The 16,314-nt window shown below is 70.3% G+C and carries 19 protein-coding genes; 12 read left to right on the top strand and 7 right to left on the bottom strand.

What is annotated here, in order from left to right; translation table 11 throughout:
- The first annotated feature begins 76 nt into the window (after positions 1 to 76).
- The 3 genes from ACIBVQ_RS12385 to ACIBVQ_RS12375 all read left to right on the top strand — a co-directional run bounded on the left by ACIBVQ_RS12385 (position 77) and on the right by ACIBVQ_RS12375 (position 1,820).
- Positions 77 to 916: an SAM-dependent methyltransferase gene (locus tag ACIBVQ_RS12385; protein WP_362782838.1), complete on the top strand. Its 840-nt coding sequence runs from the start codon at positions 77 to 79 to the stop codon at positions 914 to 916.
- Between the two features lie 104 nt (positions 917 to 1,020).
- Complete coding sequence (locus ACIBVQ_RS12380) at positions 1,021 to 1,392, top strand: helix-turn-helix transcriptional regulator (RefSeq protein ID WP_352015505.1); 372 nt, start codon at positions 1,021 to 1,023, stop codon at positions 1,390 to 1,392.
- Between the two features lie 14 nt (positions 1,393 to 1,406).
- A complete protein-coding gene (locus tag ACIBVQ_RS12375; RefSeq protein ID WP_352015481.1) occupies positions 1,407 to 1,820 on the top strand; it encodes a VOC family protein in 414 nt (137 codons plus the stop codon).
- Here the strand turns inward: ACIBVQ_RS12375 and ACIBVQ_RS12370 are convergent.
- Positions 1,817 to 2,353, bottom strand: coding sequence for a GNAT family N-acetyltransferase (locus tag ACIBVQ_RS12370; RefSeq protein WP_399177304.1), 537 nt, complete (start codon positions 2,351 to 2,353; stop codon positions 1,817 to 1,819). The genes ACIBVQ_RS12375 and ACIBVQ_RS12370 overlap by 4 nt on opposite strands.
- Before the next feature lie 91 nt (positions 2,354 to 2,444).
- Between ACIBVQ_RS12370 and ACIBVQ_RS12365 the strand changes: the two genes are divergently transcribed.
- Positions 2,445 to 3,341 carry a DUF4429 domain-containing protein gene (locus ACIBVQ_RS12365; protein ID WP_352015483.1) on the top strand — a complete coding sequence of 299 codons (897 nt, stop codon included), beginning with the start codon at positions 2,445 to 2,447 and terminating at the stop codon, positions 3,339 to 3,341.
- Between the two features lie 4 nt (positions 3,342 to 3,345).
- On the opposite strand, the gene ACIBVQ_RS12360 is transcribed toward ACIBVQ_RS12365, so the two are convergent.
- Together ACIBVQ_RS12360 and ACIBVQ_RS12355 are read right to left on the bottom strand one after the other, a co-directional pair.
- A complete protein-coding gene (locus tag ACIBVQ_RS12360) occupies positions 3,346 to 3,747 on the bottom strand; it encodes a YchJ family metal-binding protein (protein ID WP_352015484.1) in 402 nt (133 codons plus the stop codon).
- A 34-nt stretch (positions 3,748 to 3,781) separates the two neighbouring features.
- Positions 3,782 to 4,717, bottom strand: coding sequence for a LysR family transcriptional regulator (locus tag ACIBVQ_RS12355; RefSeq protein ID WP_399177302.1), 936 nt, complete (start codon positions 4,715 to 4,717; stop codon positions 3,782 to 3,784).
- Between the two features lie 148 nt (positions 4,718 to 4,865).
- Between ACIBVQ_RS12355 and ACIBVQ_RS12350 the strand changes: the two genes are divergently transcribed.
- Positions 4,866 to 6,284 carry an MFS transporter gene (locus ACIBVQ_RS12350; RefSeq protein WP_399177300.1) on the top strand — a complete coding sequence of 473 codons (1,419 nt, stop codon included), beginning with the start codon at positions 4,866 to 4,868 and terminating at the stop codon, positions 6,282 to 6,284.
- Between the two features lie 45 nt (positions 6,285 to 6,329).
- Complete coding sequence (locus ACIBVQ_RS12345; RefSeq protein ID WP_399177298.1) at positions 6,330 to 6,923, top strand: cysteine hydrolase family protein; 594 nt, start codon at positions 6,330 to 6,332, stop codon at positions 6,921 to 6,923.
- On the opposite strand, the gene ACIBVQ_RS12340 is transcribed toward ACIBVQ_RS12345, so the two are convergent.
- On the bottom strand, positions 6,903 to 8,399 hold the full coding sequence (locus tag ACIBVQ_RS12340) for a hypothetical protein (RefSeq protein WP_399177296.1): 1,497 nt from the start codon (positions 8,397 to 8,399) through the stop codon (positions 6,903 to 6,905). The two genes, ACIBVQ_RS12345 and ACIBVQ_RS12340, sit on opposite strands and share 21 nt — an antisense overlap.
- Positions 8,400 to 8,732: 333 nt before the next feature.
- Here ACIBVQ_RS12340 and ACIBVQ_RS12335 point away from each other — a divergent pair, with 333 nt between their 5' ends.
- Both ACIBVQ_RS12335 and ACIBVQ_RS12330 read left to right on the top strand, forming a co-directional pair.
- On the top strand, positions 8,733 to 9,389 hold the full coding sequence (locus ACIBVQ_RS12335; RefSeq protein WP_399177293.1) for a response regulator transcription factor: 657 nt from the start codon (positions 8,733 to 8,735) through the stop codon (positions 9,387 to 9,389).
- Positions 9,386 to 10,537, top strand: coding sequence for a sensor histidine kinase (locus ACIBVQ_RS12330; protein WP_399177290.1), 1,152 nt, complete (start codon positions 9,386 to 9,388; stop codon positions 10,535 to 10,537). Before ACIBVQ_RS12335 ends, ACIBVQ_RS12330 begins: the two co-directional genes overlap by 4 nt.
- 192 nt (positions 10,538 to 10,729) lie before the next feature.
- Here ACIBVQ_RS12330 and ACIBVQ_RS12325 read toward each other — a convergent pair whose 3' ends face one another.
- Positions 10,730 to 11,197, bottom strand: a complete 468-nt coding sequence (locus ACIBVQ_RS12325) for a VOC family protein (protein ID WP_362782800.1) — start codon at positions 11,195 to 11,197, stop codon at positions 10,730 to 10,732.
- Between the two features lie 68 nt (positions 11,198 to 11,265).
- Positions 11,266 to 12,180, bottom strand: a complete 915-nt coding sequence (locus ACIBVQ_RS12320) for a LysR family transcriptional regulator (protein WP_399177288.1) — start codon at positions 12,178 to 12,180, stop codon at positions 11,266 to 11,268.
- 71 nt (positions 12,181 to 12,251) lie between these two features.
- Here ACIBVQ_RS12320 and ACIBVQ_RS12315 point away from each other — a divergent pair, with 71 nt between their 5' ends.
- From ACIBVQ_RS12315 to ACIBVQ_RS12305, 3 genes are all read left to right on the top strand, one after another.
- On the top strand, positions 12,252 to 12,821 hold the full coding sequence (locus ACIBVQ_RS12315; protein WP_399177286.1) for a DsbA family protein: 570 nt from the start codon (positions 12,252 to 12,254) through the stop codon (positions 12,819 to 12,821).
- 104 nt (positions 12,822 to 12,925) lie between these two features.
- Positions 12,926 to 13,549: a TetR/AcrR family transcriptional regulator gene (locus ACIBVQ_RS12310; RefSeq protein WP_399177285.1), complete on the top strand. Its 624-nt coding sequence runs from the start codon at positions 12,926 to 12,928 to the stop codon at positions 13,547 to 13,549.
- 2 nt (positions 13,550 to 13,551) lie between these two features.
- Positions 13,552 to 13,935 (top strand): hypothetical protein, encoded by a 384-nt coding sequence (locus ACIBVQ_RS12305; protein ID WP_352015495.1) that lies wholly within the window; start codon positions 13,552 to 13,554, stop codon positions 13,933 to 13,935.
- Positions 13,936 to 13,942: 7 nt separating this feature from the next.
- On the opposite strand, the gene ACIBVQ_RS12300 is transcribed toward ACIBVQ_RS12305, so the two are convergent.
- On the bottom strand, positions 13,943 to 15,400 hold the full coding sequence (locus ACIBVQ_RS12300; protein WP_399177282.1) for an alpha/beta fold hydrolase: 1,458 nt from the start codon (positions 15,398 to 15,400) through the stop codon (positions 13,943 to 13,945).
- A gap of 216 nt (positions 15,401 to 15,616) precedes the next feature.
- On the opposite strand from ACIBVQ_RS12300, the gene ACIBVQ_RS12295 reads away from it, so the two are divergent.
- On the top strand, positions 15,617 to 16,237 hold the full coding sequence (locus ACIBVQ_RS12295; RefSeq protein WP_399177279.1) for a DJ-1/PfpI family protein: 621 nt from the start codon (positions 15,617 to 15,619) through the stop codon (positions 16,235 to 16,237).
- The last annotated feature ends 77 nt before the right edge of the window (positions 16,238 to 16,314 follow it).

Below are 16,314 nucleotides of genomic sequence, written 5' to 3'. Positions count from 1 at the left end.
GCGTGAAGTCGGCATATGATCGACAGGCTCTATAGCTATATGACTCGATGTCGAGCCAAAGACCGGAGGATCATCCTTGTCGGGAAACTTGGACTGGTCCAGACTCACGCCTGACAGCGCGAAGCCTGTCGACCTGCGCACCAACCAGCCGCACTCCGCCCGGGTCTACGACTACATGCTGGGGGGCAAGGACAACTTCGCGGCCGACCGCAAGGTCGCCGAGGAGGTCATGGCCCTGTCGCCCTACCTGCGGACATCCGTACGGGCGAACCGGAACTTCATGATCCGCGTCGCCCGCCACCTCGCCTCGGACCTGGGCATCACCCAGTTCCTGGACATCGGCACCGGGTTGCCGACCTCGCCGAACCTCCACGAGGTCGTGCAGCAGGTCAACCCCGACGCCCGGATCGTCTACATCGACAACGACCCCATCGTGCTGCAGCACGCCCGCGCCCTGCTCGTCGGTACCCCGACCGGCAGGACCACCTACATCGACGCCGACATCCACGACCCGCAGGGCATCCTCAACGCGGCCGAGACCCAGGACACCCTCGACCTGAGCAAGCCCGTCGCCCTCTGCCTGATCGCCATCCTGCACTTCATCCCCGACGAGAACGAGGCGCACGAGATCGTCAGGCAGCTCATGCGGCCCCTGCCGTCCGGCAGCGCCCTGGCCCTGTCGACCATCGCGATCGACGCCGCCCCCGAGCGCGTCACGTCGGCGGTCAAGGCCTTCAACGACCGCGGCATCGCCTCCAAGACCCGCACCAGGGCCGAGGTCGACCTCTTCTTCGAGGGCCTGGACATCGTGCCCCCCGGCCTCGTCCCCGTGCACCACTGGCACCCCGACGACGAGGCGCGCTCCCTCAGGGACGACGAGGTCTCGATGTACGGCGGCATCGGCGTCAAACGCTGAGCCCCCGGTCGCCCCGCCCTCCCCGGGTGGGGCGGCCCGTGTCGTGGCATGCTGGCCGGGTGACACCCGAGGACCTCGCCCACCTGCGCCGGGCCCGTGACCTCATGGACCGTGAGTACGCCCGCCCTCTCGACGTTCCCGCGCTCGCCCGCGCCGCGTTCATGTCGCCCGGCCACTTCTCCCGCAGCTTCAAGGCCGCCTACGGCGAGACACCGTACAACTACCTCATGACGCGCCGCATCGAGCGGGCCAAGGCGCTGCTGCGCCGGGGCGACCTGTCGGTGACCGAGGTCTGCGTCGAGGTCGGCTGTACCTCCCTCGGCTCGTTCAGCTCGCGCTTCACCGAACTGGTCGGCGAGAGCCCCAGCGCCTACCGGGCACGCGACCACAGCGGGAACGCCGCCATGCCCGGCTGCTACGCCAGGATCATCACCCGGCCGAGCAGAATCCGAGAAGCCCCCGTTGAGGACGCCTGAGTACGGTTTCCCCCATGGCACTCATGCTCTCCCACGTCTTTCTCGAAGTCCGCGACCAGGACGAGGCCCTCGCCTTCTACCGGGACGTTCTCGGCCTGGAGGTCAAGTCCGACGTCGTGATCGAGGGGTACCGCTGGCTCACCCTCACCACCCCCTCCCAGCCCGACGTCGAGATCGTCCTGAACCAGGTCGGCACGGTCTACCCGACCGACCGCGAGCAGCTCGAAGCCCTGCTGGCCAAGGGGGTGCTGAACGGCGTCTTCTTCAAGGCCGACGACGTCGACGCCACCTTCGAGAAGATCCGCGTGTCCGGGGTCGAGGTGCTCCAGGAGCCCATCGACCAGCCGTACGGCGTCCGCGACTGCGCCTTCCGCGACCCCTCCGGCAACATGATCCGTTTCTCCGGACCGCAGCTTCGCCGGTCCTAGAGTCCCGGCCTCCACTCCTGGGCCAGGAGACCGAGCAGCACCTGGTCCAGGAACTCGCCCATCACCCAGGCCGAGGAGCGCGCCACGCCCTCGCGGACGAAGCCGTTGCGCTCGGCCGAGCGCAACATCGCGACGTTGTCCGCCAGCGTCTCGACCTGCAGCCGTTGCAGGCCGCGCACGACGAACCCGTAGTGACACAGCACCGCGACCACGTCGGTGCCGTAACCCCTGCCCCGGGAGGACGGCAGCAGCCCGAGCCCGACGTGCGCGGACCGGTTGTGGGTGTCGATGCCCCACAGCACCGCGGAGCCGGCCAGCGCGCCGCCGTCCAGCTCCACCACGGAGAAATGGACGTTCTGCTGGTTGGTGTCGTCCACCACGAACTGTGAGTCCTTCGAGCCGGGCGTGATCGGCCGCCACGGATGGCCCATGGCCCGCGAGGTGTTGACCACGTCTCCGTGGAGTTCGGCCTCCAGGACCGGAATGTCGTCCTCGTGCCGAGCCCTGAGCCCTACCTTGCTTCCCCTTAGCATGCGAGTTTCCTACCCGACCAGCCCAATATGCGGCAAACCAATAAAAGTGATCGATTTCGGGTGGCCATCCGCAGGGCACTAGGCTGGCCGCATGGCGGAGATCTTCGTCCCGGACGGGTCGTGGACATTCGACGGCGAGACCCTGAGGATCGTCCCGGGTGGCGACAAGAACATCCATGAGCTGCGCAAACTCGTCGGCGAGCTGACCATACCGCTCGCCGCGATCAGCAGCGTCTCCTTCGAGCCCGCACGCAAGGGCGGCAACCTGCAGCTCCGGCTGCGGCCGGGCACCGACCCGCTCACCGACGTCGCCGCCGGACGGCTCACCGACCCCGCCGACCCCTACCGGCTGTCGATCCCCAAGGACCGCACCGGGGCCGCGGGCTACTTCGCCGACGAGGTGCGCGCCTACCTGGAGGTCGGACGGACCCCGGAGGCGCTTCCCGAGGGGTTCCTGCTGCCCGGGCCCGCCGTACCGATCTCCGCGACCGCGGGCGACGGCACGGTGAACTTCGACGGCCACACCGTCTGGCTCGACTGGACCGGCTTCGCCAAGACGGCCAAGCAGTCCGCCGGGTCCCGGATGTTCCCGCTGCGGGAGGTGACCGGCGTCGAATGGGCCCCGCAGTCGGGCATCGGCTACGGACGACTCCGCTTCCACCTCAGCGGCGTCCCCTCGGGGAAGTCCCCGGAGGAGGACCCCAACTGCATCTCGTGGGGGGTGCAGCGCTACGGCGGCTCGACCGTCCTGGTCGCCGCAGCCGTGCTCGCCCGGCTGCCACGCCGTACGGCCGTCGCGCCCACGCCGGCCCTCGACCCGAAGGACGAGCGGGAGAAGCTGGTGCGCCGGGTGGCCGAGCTGGAGAACCACGACGCCATCCTGCGCCGCCTGGGCGAACTCGGCGAGCTGCGCCGTTCCGGCGTGCTCACCGAGGACGAGTTCACCTACGCCAAACAGGCCCTGCTGGCCCGCCTCAACGAGGAGTGACCCCTCAGAGCGCTCCGAGGTAGACCCAGGCGCCGCCGTGCCTGACGAACCGGCTGTTCTCCTCCATCTCCCCCGGCACGCCCCGCTCCAGGTAGTGGGCGCGGAAGCGCACCGTCCCCTCGGTGTGCACGGCGCTGCCGCCGGTGGTCTCCAGGATCTCCAGGCGCACCCAGCGCGTCCCGCCGCCGAGGTCGAGGTGCCCGGGACGGGTGCTCGGGTGCCAGGTGCGCAGCAGGTAACCGGCGTCCCCCACGCTGAAGGCGCTGAACCGGGAGCGCATCAGCGCCTCCGCCGTACTCGCCGCCGCCTCCCCCCGGTGCAGCGGACCACAGTGGTCGCGGTACGGCACGGCCGCCCCGCAGGGACACGAGGTGGCGGAGGGGCGAAGCTGGGTGCGACGTGACATTCCCTCATTGTGCCTGGCCGATTCCGCGTGTGGTTCAGCGCCGGATCGTCCAGTCCGGCACCCAGGTTCCGGCGGCTTCGTGACCGGCCGCCGTGGCGGCGAGATACGCGCGGAGGGCCGCCAGCGCGGGGTGGGGGTTGTCACGGCGCCACAGGAGCGAGTGCGGGTAGACGGGCGTGGGATCGGTCACCGGGATGCGGCGAAGACCGTGGTCGGCGGGCCAGACGAGGCGGGTCCGCTCGCTCATGAAGGTGGCCAGGGCCGGGGTGTCGGCGACGGTGTCGATGAGCACGTCGGAGCCGAAGTTCGGGCCGGTCGCCTCGATGGTGAGGCCGAACTCGGCGACGAGGTCGTCGTAGTAGGCGCCCCACTCGGTACCGGGGACGATGCCGGGCATCCAGATCCGGTGCCCGACGAGCTGGGCCATGGTCACCGAACGGGCGCCCGCCAGCGCGTGGGCGGGGCCGGTGAGAAGCTGGAGCGGCTCGTCGAGCACCCGGACGGACTCGACGTCCTCGGGAAGGGGTCGGCCGGGCATGGCGACGGCGCGGAAGGACGCGTCGATCACACCGGACCTGATCGCCGCGACGGCCTGCTCGATGTCGAACAGCATCACCACGTCGAGTTCGATCTCGGGATGAGCCTGGTGGAAGCCGCGCATCAGGCCCGACGTCGCACCCCGTGAGGCGATCACGTCGACGCGCAGCGGACGGCCGCCGGGGCGCACGGACGCGACCGCGCGCTCGGCGACCCTGAGCAGCTCCCGCGCGTGGGGCAGGAACGCCTGCCCGTCGATGGTGAGCTCGGCACCACGCGGCGTGCGGGTGAACAGCCGAACGCCGAGGTCGCGCTCCAGCGTGGCGACGCGCTTGGAGACGGCCTGCTGGGTGACCGCGAGCTCTGCCGCGGCCTCCTGGAACCGCCCCGCCTCCGCGGCGGCGACAAAGGTCCGGACGACTTCTAGATCCATGCCGACACCCTAGCGACACAACCATCGGTTGTGGCCTGATGGCCTTCCGGTTGTTTGATCGCAGGGTGTGACTCTCGCTTTGATACTCCCGATCGCCGAACGGTTGTGTGACGGCGACCATGAGAGACGGGCGGCGGTTCGGATGGCCTTGAGAGACAGACACCGGCTGGGACGGTCGTTCGGGTGGCTCTGGGGGGCGTACGGCACCAGCGCGCTCGGCACCTGGCTCGCCTTCGGCGCGTTCCCGCTGATCGCCGTCCAGGTGTTGCACGCCGGACCCGCCGAGGTCGCGGCGCTGTCCTCCGTGGGGGCGGCGGTCGGCGCGGCCGTGGCGGTGCCGCTCGGCCCATGGGTCGAGTTCCGCCGCAAACGGCCGGTGCTGATCGGGATGGACCTGGCGCGGTTCGCGGCGCTGCTGACGATCCCCGCCGCGTTCGTGCTCGGCGTGCTCACCTTCGTCCAGCTCCTGCTGGTCTCGGTCGTCGTCGCGGCGGCCGACATCACCTTCCGCGCCGCCTCCGGTGCCTACCTGAAGACGCTGCTGCCCGCCGAGGACCTGCTCGTCGCCAACGCCCGGTTCGAGTCCACGACCTGGACGACCACGATCGTCGGACCCCCGCTCGGCGGTGCCGCGATCGGCCTCCTCGGCCCGGTGGCGACGGTACTGGCCGACGCGATCAGCTACCTCCTCTCAGCCCTGGGCATCCGCCTCTCAACCCCGAGCCGCCTGTCCTTCCTGAGCAGTCGTTCCTCCACCATGGACCGCCGCCTTGACACCCCAGACGACCGCCCCTCCGCTTCGGGTGACCGTACGACGGACGGTCGGGAGCCACGGCCCGGACGCCGGGAGGTCTCACGGGCCGGGGACGTGCTCGACGGCTGGCGGTACATCCTCGCCGACCCGGCGCTGCGGCCGCTGTTCCTCAACACCGCCCTGTTCAACGGCCTGGTGATGGCCGCCGACGCGTTGCTGGCCGTCCTGATGCTCGGCCCGCTCGGGTTCACCCCGTGGCAGTACGGCCTCGCCTTCGCCGTACCCGCGATCGGCGGGCTGGTCGGCTCGCGACTGGCCCGGCCCCTCGTCACCCGGTTCGGGCAGCACCGCGTCCTGGTGGTGGCCGGGACACTACGCGCGTTCTGGCCCGTCGGGCTCGTCCTCCTCGGGCCGGGCACCGGAGGACTGCTGCTGGTGATGGGCGTCGAACTCGGGCTCATCCTCTGCTGCGGGGTCTTCAACCCCGTCTACGCCACCTACCGCCTCGAACGCACCGCGAACGACCGGATCACCCGCACGCTGTCCGCCTGGGCGGTGACGACCAAGGCCTCGACGGCGCTCCTGACGGCGATCTGGGGCGTACTCGGCAGCCTGCTCGGCCCGCGCACGGCCATCGGCCTGGCCGGCGCGCTCCTGCTGGTGACCCCCCTGTTCCTCCCCCGTCGCCTCACGACGCCCCGCGCCGAACCGCCCCCGTCGCTCACCGAAAAGCCCACGGAAAAGCCCACCGGAACACCTGCCGAGGCGCCCGTCGAAGCACCCACCCGAACGCCCCCCGAAATCACCCGCTGAATCCCCCGCCGAAGCACCCACCGGATCGCCCGCCCAGGAGAGAAGATGACCGACACGACCCCGACGCTGGACTCCAGGACCACCGCGCTGCTCGTCATGGACTACCAGCGGGGAATCCTGGACGCGCTCCCCGACCCCCAGTCGCTGCTGTCACGGACGGCCGACGCCATCGCCGACATGCGGGCGTACGGCGCCGCCGTCGCCTACGTGCGGGTCGGGTTCACCGAGGCCGACTGGGCGGCGATCCCGCCGACCAACAAACCTTTCTCCTTCCTCGGACGGCAACGCCTCATGCACCACGCGGACGCCGCGACGGACATCCACCCCCGGCTCGCTCCCGAGCCCGGCGACATCGTCGTCCGCAAGACCCGCTTCGGCGCGCTGTCCACGACGGACCTGGACCGGCGGCTGCGGGATCGCGGAGTCACCACCCTGGTCATCGCGGGCGTCACCACCGGCGGCGTCGTGCTGTCCACCGTCACCGACGCCGCCGACCGCGACTACCGGCTCCACGTCCTCTCCGACTGCGTCGCCGACCCCGACCCACAGGTTCACCGGGCCCTGATGACCGGTGTCTTCCCGAGGGTGGCCCACATCATCGACACCGCGGAACTCCGCTCACTCCTGCACACGAAGTGACCGTCCCCTTCCCGGAAAGCCTTTCCCCAGGACCCTCTTCCCCGAGGCGTCCCTGCCCGGACGGAGGGCCAGGGCGGTGGCCATACAGGCGACCGGGAAGGCGGGCAGGACGTAGCGGTTGTCGAAGTCGAGCGCCGCGACCGGCGCCACCAGCAGGAACAGCGCCACCACCCACGGCAGCAGGGCCGTACGGCGCCGCCGCAGCATCCCGAGTCCGCCCAGCAGCAGAACCGCCCCCAGCAACGGACCGTGCAGGAAGGACGGATAGGAGTAGGCCGCCAGCAACCCCGCGTACGGCTCGACGGAGGACAGCCCCCGGATGCCCGGGTCGTACTCCTGGCGAACCTTGTCGATCAGCGGGAAGTCGGGCAGCGGCCAGCTTCCCTGAGGGAAGGAGAGGGCCGAACCGACCCGCTTGGGATGGGCGACCGGAGCCCAGGCGAAGGCGAGCGAGGTGTCCGCGGCGACGTCGCGGAGATAGTCGAACGGCTGGGCGGCGATGGCACGCAACGCGAACGACCGGGCCAGGTCGTTGTGGGAGAACCGGTCCCCGGGCAGCCGGTTGAGGGAGGCGTCCGCCGCCCAGACGTACTCGGAGGCCGCGTCGACGACCGTGCCGTTCGGGCACAGCACGGCCTCCCGCGCCGGAGGCCTGATGACCGAACAGTCGGCGAAGGTCATGGTGCGCGCCCACAACGCCACCCCGTCCGAACCGCTGAGCGCGAATCTGCCGTGGTTGGCGGCGTACCAGCCCGCGTAGGCCGTCAGCGGCACGACCCCGGCCAGCGCCAGCGCCACCACGGGACGCCATCCCGCCCGCCGTACGAGAAGGTGGAGCAACAGCAGGCCGAGCAACGGCACCGCGACGGTCCTGGTCAGCCCGGCGAACGCCGTCAACAGGCCCGCGCAGGCGGCCGCCGGGACCGTCGGCACCCGCCGCCACAGCAGAACCGTGAGCGCGGCCACCACCAGAAAGATCAACTGGGTGTCGGAGAGGACGGCGTGCTCAAGCCGTAGGAACCCGGGGTCGAACAGGACCGGCAGCGCGGCCAGGGTCGCCCCCCAGCCGGGCAGCGACCGGCGACGCAGCGTCGCGTAGACCATCAGCGCGATGCCCAGCCCCATGACGTGCTGGACGCCCGCGATCACCACCACGCTGTGGAAGGGCCGCAGCAGCCACAGCAGGAAGGGGTACCCGGCCGGATGGAACTGCGCGGACGGCCTCATGTGCATGGCCGTGTCGAGATAGGTGAACGAGTCGTACCAGTAGAGCTGGGCGGGCCGGTAGCCGAGCATGACCAGCCCTCGTAGCGCCCCCGCGCCCACGAGGACCAGCACGAACAGCCGGTGCCGCCGCAACGCCGGGCCGTACGGCCCGCCCGGGAGCCGGATGCGTCGGCGCCGGAGCGGCCCGGGTGCCCCGGTGGTCGGGCTGTGCCCGTTTTCTCTCCGCCGCCCGACCCGTGGAGCGTCCACCGGCGTGTCCAGTTGAACTGGCGAATCTGGTGATTCGGCATCTGAAGGTAGGGAATATCCGGACTGGAACTCCGGGGGTGCGGACCGTGGGTTCGGCATCGATCGCTCTCCTGTTCCCGCGCGGGACGGCTTCCGCGTCGGTGGTGGAGTAGACCCGGTGATCGATAACCTGAACGTCACCAAATTTGGTTATGGCGGCGTTATGCGTGTTCCGGGATGCTGTCCGGGCGCGCGTTCCGTACCCGCCGGGGGATTCGACCGGACGAGGTGCGCGTTCCCGCGAACCTCACGGAGCATGTGTTCCGTGCGCGCCGGGGATTCAGGGGAGGATCGTTGCGCGTTCTGATCGCCGAGGACGAGCGCATGCTCGCGGACTCGATCGCCGAGGGCCTGCGCGCGGAGGCACTGGCCGTCGACATCGCCTACGACGGCGAATCCGCCCTCGAACGGCTCGGCGTCCACGACTACGACGTTCTGGTCCTGGACCGCGACCTGCCCGGAGTGCACGGCGACGACGTCTGCAGGACCGTGGTCGACTCGGGTGCCCTGGTCAGGATCCTGATGCTGACCGCGGCGGCCGACGTCCGCTCCCGGGTGGCCGGACTCTCCCTCGGCGCCGACGACTACCTGCCCAAGCCGTTCGCCTTCGAGGAACTGCTCGCCCGGGTGCACGCCCTCGGCCGCCGCGCCAGGCCCGCCGACCCGCCGATGCTCGAACGCGCCGGCGTACGGCTCGACCGCGCCCACCGGCAGGTCTACCGCGAGGGCCGTTACGTGCCGCTGGCCCGCAAGGAGTTCGGTGTGCTCGCCGAACTGCTGCGGGCCGACGGGGCGGTCGTCTCGTCCGAGGACCTGCTGGAGAAGGTGTGGGACGAGCACATCGACCCGTTCACCAACACCGTGCGGACCACGATGATGAAGCTGCGCCGCAAACTCGGCGACCCACCCGTCATCGAGACCGTCCCCGGCGTCGGGTACCGCGTCCCATGAAGCCGACCGCCAGAATGCGGCTCGCGGTGGCCTGCGGCGCGGTTTTCCTCGTCATCGGCACCCTGCTGCTCACCGGGGTCTACCTCCTGGTGCGCAACAGCCTGGAACCCCGTGACGGCCTGGGCAAACCCAAGTACATCACGATGGCCGAGGGGCCCTACGACGCGAACAACCGCGAGTACCAGGTGGCCGTCAGACGGACCGAACAGGTCCGGCGTATCTACCAGCGCGACACGCTGAACACCCTCCTCACCGTGGGAGGCGCCGGACTCGTCGTCTCCAGCGCGATAGCCGTCTGGTACGGCTGGTGGGTGGGCGGCTGGGCGCTGCGCCCCGTCCAGCAGGTGACCGAGACCGCCAGACGGGTCGCCCAGAGCCACAACCTGACCGAACGCATCGCCTACACCGGGCCACGCGACGAGGTCGCCGAACTGGCCGACGTCTTCGACACCATGCTCACCCGTCTCGCCCGCGCCTTCGACGGCCAGCGCCGCTTCGTCGCCAACGCCTCACACGAACTGCGCACCCCGCTGACCATCAACAGGACACTGGTCGACGTGGCCGTCAGACGACCCGACGCGACCGACGACCTCAAACGGCTCGGTGAGTCCCTGCTGCTGGTCAACACCCGACACGAACGGCTGATCGACGGCCTCCTCGCCCTCGCCGAAGGTGAGCAGTCCGTACTCGACCGGCGTCCCTTCGACCTGTCGGACGTGGTCGAGCACGTCCTCGACCAGGCGGGAGCCGAGGCGGGGGAACGCTCGGTGACCGTGCACCGGCTGCTGGACTCCGTACCGACCGCGGGAGACCCGGTGCTGCTGGAACGGCTCGTGCAGAACCTCGTCGAGAACGCCATCCGGCACAACCACGAGGGCGGCGAGGTGTGGGTGACCACCCGCCAGCGTCAGGACGTGGCCGAACTGGTCGTGGCGAACACGGGCCTGCCGGTCCCGCCGTACGAGATCGAGACGATCTTCGAGCCCTTCCGCAGGCTGCACGGTGACCGGCTACGCTCCGAACGCGGCAGCGGCCTCGGCCTGTCCATCGTCCGCGCCATAGCCGACGCCCACGACGGCACCGTGACAGCCCGCCCCAGAGAGGAAGGCGGCCTGACCATAACCACCGAACTCCCCAGCCCGACGTGACACTCCACCACCGGCACCCCGAACCCCATTCCCGCATGCGCGGGGAGCACCTCGCCGTGATCCTGGCCATCGCCGGAAAGGGGGGACCATCCCCGCGCGGGGATGGTCCCCGGTCCGCTGCCGACGCTCTGGTGGCCCCTGTGACGTGGCCTTCGCGGTCCCACCGCGTGTCGCGCGCCGTACCCGGCCCGTTCAGAGGTTCACCGCCGAGGCGGTCTCCTTCAGTTCCGTCTCGTCCATGTGCGCGACCCTGCTGGTGAAGAACCAGGAGTGACCGAAGGGGTCCTCAAGTTCGACCTGCAGGTCGCCGTGGAACTGCATCTCCACCGGCCGGATGACGCGTGCGCCTGCGGCGACGGCCCGTTCGGCGAACGTCTCGACGTCCGTCACGAAGACCATCAGATTGATCGGGGTGCCACCGATCGTCTTCGGGCTGCGGAAGCGGTATTCGGGGTATTCGTCACGCAGCATGAAGACCGCGTCGCCGATCCGGAACTCGGCGTGGGCGACCTTGTCGCCCTGGCGGGGGATCTCGATGCGCACGTCGGCGTCGAAGGCCTCCTTGTAGAAGGCGATCGCCGCCTTGGCGTCGTGCACGTTGAGGTAGGGGACGCCGCCCCTGTACTCCTCGGGGATGGGGTTCTGCTTCGTCGTTGTCATGACTCCATCCTTGGCACCGCGCCGACCTGCGACAACGACGAGATCCGAAACGGTCGCTAACCCCTGGGTTATCGATCGAGCCCGGCCAGGAGAAACGATTGGCGATCGAGTTCGGCCAGGAGGAGTGCGAGGAAGGACCGCACCCTGCTGGTCTGGCCGCCGACCGGCCAGACGGGCCCGTACTCGATCGGCGGCATGTCGACGATGGGCACGTAGACGATGTCGGGCCGGGCGTGGTACCGCGTGGCCTGGCCGCCCACGACGGCCATTCCCGCACCGCCGCTGACCAGCGTCAGCAGTTCCTGCCGTGAGGTCAGCACCTTCTCGCGCTGGATCGGACGCCCGCCGGGGGTCTGCGGCGGGATGAGCGTGTCCAGCAGATAGGCGGGGGCGTCGGCGGGCACGAGCACGGTGTCCCTGGCGAGGTCCTCCACGGTGACGCTGTCGCGGCGGGCGAAGGGGTGCCTGGCGGAGACGGCCAGCATGCGGGGGTCGCGCAGCAGCGCGGGCCCGCTGGACAGGTCGTTCTCCTGGACGGGCAGCTCGGTGATCTGCAGGTCGAGTTCGTCGTCGCGCAGCGCGCGGAACGCCTCCGACAGGTGCACCTCGCGGATGCGCACCTCGCAGTCCGGATGGCGGGCGCGGAACGCCTCCCCGGCGGCCATGATGGCCTCCCCGACCAGGGGACTGGAGAAGCCGATCCGCAGGGTGCCGGTGAAGCCACGCCCGGCGGCGACCGCCTTGGCGATGCCCTCCTGAATGCGTTGGTATCCGGCCTGCACGTCCTCTCGCAGCGCGTTGCCGACCGGGGTGAGCGCCACCTGACGGCTGGTCCGCTGGAACAGCGCGACGCCGAACCGGCGCTCCAGCTGCTTGATCGTCTGACTCACCCGGGCACCGCTGACGCCCAGCCGCTCGGCCGTACGGGCGAAGTGCAGTTCCTCGGCCAGGGTCAGGAAGATCTCGATGTCACGCCGTTCCATAACCCACAGGTTAGCGATCGTTGCGAAAGCCGTCGTTGTCGCAGGTCAGGGCAGTGACAAGGCTGAACACCATGAAGAACACGGCACGGGTGGACATCACCCTCGACGTCATCTGCATCTGGTCCTACCTGGCCTTCACCCGGTACCGGCGAGCCGCCGCCCGCTTCCGCGCGGAGGGCGGGCACGTCGATCTGACGATCCGTTCCTGGCAGGTGGAGCCGGGGGCCGTGGGCGGCCGGTCCAAGCTCGACCAGAGCCTGGACCGATTCGGTGAGAGCGGGGTGGCCCGGGTCAACGCCCTGGCCGCGGCCGAGGGCGTCCCGCTGGCCTTCGCCAAGGCGGTGACGGCCGACACCCGCCACGCCCACCACCTGATCGCCATGGCCGCCGACCAGGGCCTGGCCGAGGTCGTGACCGCTCGGCTGTTCCAGGCCCACTTCGTGGACGGAGCCCACATCGGCGACCTCGGCGTCCTGCGCGCACTGGCGACCGAACTCGGTGTGCGATGGGACGAGACGGTCCCCGTGCTCTGGGCTCGTGACGTCACCGCCGTGCCGGTGTTCCGCTTCGACGGCAAGCCCGCGCTCAACGGCGGCACCCTGTCGGAGGAGATCCTGTACGGCCAGCTGGCCATCCTCTAGCTCGAAGGAACCGGTGGGGCCGTGCCGCTCCCGCCGACAGTACGTCTCGGATCTCCTTCCCGACCCGTGTTGGTTTTTTCGACCATTCGGTCTAACTTTGGACCATGAGGTCGAAAGAATCCGGGAGTCCTTCTCGCACGCGGCGGGCCCGGCGGGAGGATCTGATCGCCGCCGCCGTCCGGGTGATCAGCCAGGACGGTTACCCGGCCGCCTCGTTGGAGCGGATCGCGCGGGAGGCGGGGACCAGCAAGGGCACCGCGCTGTATCACTTCGCCTCGAAGGAGGAGCTCTACCAGGCGGTCGTCACGACGCTGTTCGAGGACGGAGCGGCGTTCATGGCGGAGCGGCTGCGGGCCGCGAAGACCCCGACCGAGAAGCTCCGCACCTACATCGAGACCAACCTGCGCTTCATCACGCTCAATCCCGCGCACGTCGGAGCGACCCAGCGGATCATCGAGAACTCCGGCGCCGTCCAGGTCGTCCAGGTCGAGGACGCCGCCGCCCCGCTTCGGCGGCTGCTGGAGTCCGGCCAGGCCAGTGGCGAGTTCACCGTGTTCGACGCCGAGGTCACCGCCCTGTCGATCCGCACCGTCATCGACGGGGCGGCGTTCTACTTCCTCGCGCGTCCCGAGTTGGACCTCGATCACCACATCAGCGAGATCGTCGCGCTCTTCCTGCGGTCTGTCAGGCCGGTTCCGGCCGCTCCCACCGCCGATTCGGAGGAATGACCATGCCTGTCTCCCCGCTGCGCACGGCCAAGTTCCTGGTCGTCGCCTACGCCGTGTTGAGCGTGCTGACCGTCGCGGCGATCGCCGTCCTCTCCTCCGTGGCCCCGTCCCTCGTCACACCGCAGGCGTGGGTGCGCGGTGTCATCGTGGCGGCGACGTCGGTCCTCACCTTCGTGTTCGCCCGTCGCGCCCAGCAGGGGGGTGGCCGGGCGCTCCTGCGCCTGCGGATCGTGCTCGTCGTGATCCTCGTCGCCCTGGGCGGGGTCGTGCTGTTCCTGGCGCTGCCGGCCTGGATGGTCGTGGAGCAGGCCGTGTGCGGGGTGTTGCTGCTCGTGGCGGCGGTGCTCGCCTTCCGTGCCTCCCCGGTTCCGGCGAACGGACCGTGAAAGGAGGTCAGCAGACCGTGTTCCGCGGGGGCGTCCTGCGGTCTGTGAGGTAGCGGTCGATGTGGTCGCGGGCGCAGGGGTTGAAGGGGTAGAGCGTGTGTCCCGGTCCCTCGTGGCGGATGGTGACGCTGCCCGGCACCTGCCGTACGACCCGGGCGGTCATGGCGGACTCCACCCACGCGCCCGCGCCCAGCAGCGGCGGCAGGCCACTCGGCAGGGGCTTCGGCGGGTTGGTCGTTTCCACCGGCCAGCCGACGCAGGCCAGCGCCCCCGCCGCCAGGGTGAAGGCGGCCCCGGTGTCCGGTGCGATCCGGCGCAACCTGGTCAGCGCCGCCGCCGTCTCCGCGCGGTCGCGGAAGCGTGGCCAGTCGAGACATTCGGTGACGGGGGTCGTGAGGTCCGGATAGCGGGCGCCCCGCGGCGGGGCGAAACCCGAGGCGTCACCCCTGAGAGCGTCCTGGACGGCCCTGCCGAGCGCGGGCCACTGCTCCTCCCCCGCCCTGGCGAGGCCGAGCGCGAAGCTCCGCAGGTCCTGGGCGTCGTAGGACGCCTCGACCCGGCGGGCCGCGATCGGCGCGCGCTCCGCCTTCGCGAGCAGTCTGCGCCAGTCGCGGGCCGCGTCACCCAGGGGGCAGGTGTCCTCGTCGTCGCACCAGTCGAAGAAGCGCCGCATCGCCGCCTGGTTGTCGCGGGCGGACTCGCCGACCTCCTTCAGCCAGTCGGCTTCGCTGTGGTTCACGGTGCCGTCGAGCACCATCGTGCGTACCCGGGCGGGGAAGAGGCGGGCGTAGGCCTGGGCGTACAGCCCGGCGTAGGAGGCGCCGTAGAAGTTGAGTCCCTCCTCGCCGAGGGCCTGCCTGATCGCCTCCATGTCACGGGCGTGGTCGGCCGAGCTCATGTGGGCGAAGAACTCCGGGTCGCCGTGGCGGCAGGCCTGGGCGTATCCACGGTTGGTGTCGGAGAGCCTGCCGAAGTCGGCGTCGTCGGCCGGGAACTCCGGGTAGGGAACGCGGGTCCAGACGCACGGCAGGCCGTCGCTCCGGCCGCCGAACTGCTCGCCGTACCCCCGGGTGTCCCAGGTGACGACGTTCATGCGGGTGCGCAGGTTCGCCCAGATCTCCGCGTGGGCCTGGGTCGTGGCGATGCCGGGGCCACCGGGCCCGCCGTACGCGATGAGGACCGAACCTTCGGCGGTGCCGGTCGCGGGCAGGCGGCCGAGCCGTAGCGTGATCTTGCGCCCGTCGGGTTTGTCCCAGTCGAGGGGGACCGCGAGGTCGGCGCACTCCAGTTCGCTCTTCTCACCGGGGCAGGGCCGCCATTCAAGAGCGGCCCCACGCGCCGAGGCCGCCGTCGGGAGCGTCTCCGAAAGCACCGCCGAGGCCGCCGCGGGAAGTGCCGTCGAGGCCGGGAGTGCCGTGGCGATCGTCAGCGCGACCGTGGCGCCGGACATCCATCGTGTGATCATGCCGCCCCACGCTAGGGACGCCGTCCCACCCGGTCTGCCCGAGAAAGTGGACGTTTCCGCTAACGAAAGTTGACACTCCGGCCCTGTCATACCGCGCTTGGATTCCGGCCCGGCCCGCGCTCTCTTTCCCGCCGTACCGCGAAAAAACGATTTTTTACGGCTGCGCCACCCGGCCCCGGGGAAATGCCCGAGCGGGTGATGGCTATGCTGCGGCGCATGGACATCGTGATCCCGCTTTTCGACGGCTTCGAGCCGCTCGACGCGATTGGACCGTATGAAATCCTCGCTTACGTGCCCGGCGCGACCGTGCGGTTCGTCACGGCGGAACCGGGGCTGGTGCGGGACGTGCTGGGATCCCTCCCGGTGCACGTCCCGACCGGATACGCCGAGGTCGAGCGCTGCGACGTCCTGCTGGTTCCGGGCGGGGGAAGCTTCCAGGCCATGGTGGCCGACGCCGCCTTCCTCGACTGGGTGCGCCGGATCCACGCCGGGACCCGCTTCACCACCTCTGTCTGCACCGGCGCCCTGGTGCTCGGCGCGGCGGGCCTGCTCGACGGCCTGACCGCCACCACCCACTGGGCCGCGACCGCCGCCCTGGAGTTGTACGGCGCGACCTACACCTCCGAACGGGTGGTCAGGCAGGGCCGGGTGATCACCTCAGCCGGGGTCTCCTCCGGCATCGACATGGCCGTACGGCTGGCCGCCCTGCTCTCCGACGAGGTGACCGCCCAGGCGATCCAGCTCTACACCGAGTACGACCCGCAGCCGCCCTTCGACACCGGTTCTGTGGCCAAGGCCCCGGCCGAGGTCCTCGAACGGGCCCACACCCTGCGCTGACCGCTCCCTGTTTGTTTCCCGGGCCGGGAAAGCGTCCCACCGGTCCGGGAGAACCTTCTGCGGCCCCGGAAGAAACG

The sequence above is a fragment of the Streptosporangium sp. NPDC049376 genome (assembly GCF_044466505.1).
Taxonomy (GTDB): domain Bacteria; phylum Actinomycetota; class Actinomycetes; order Streptosporangiales; family Streptosporangiaceae; genus Streptosporangium.
This window is presented reverse-complemented; position numbering and strand designations above follow the sequence as displayed.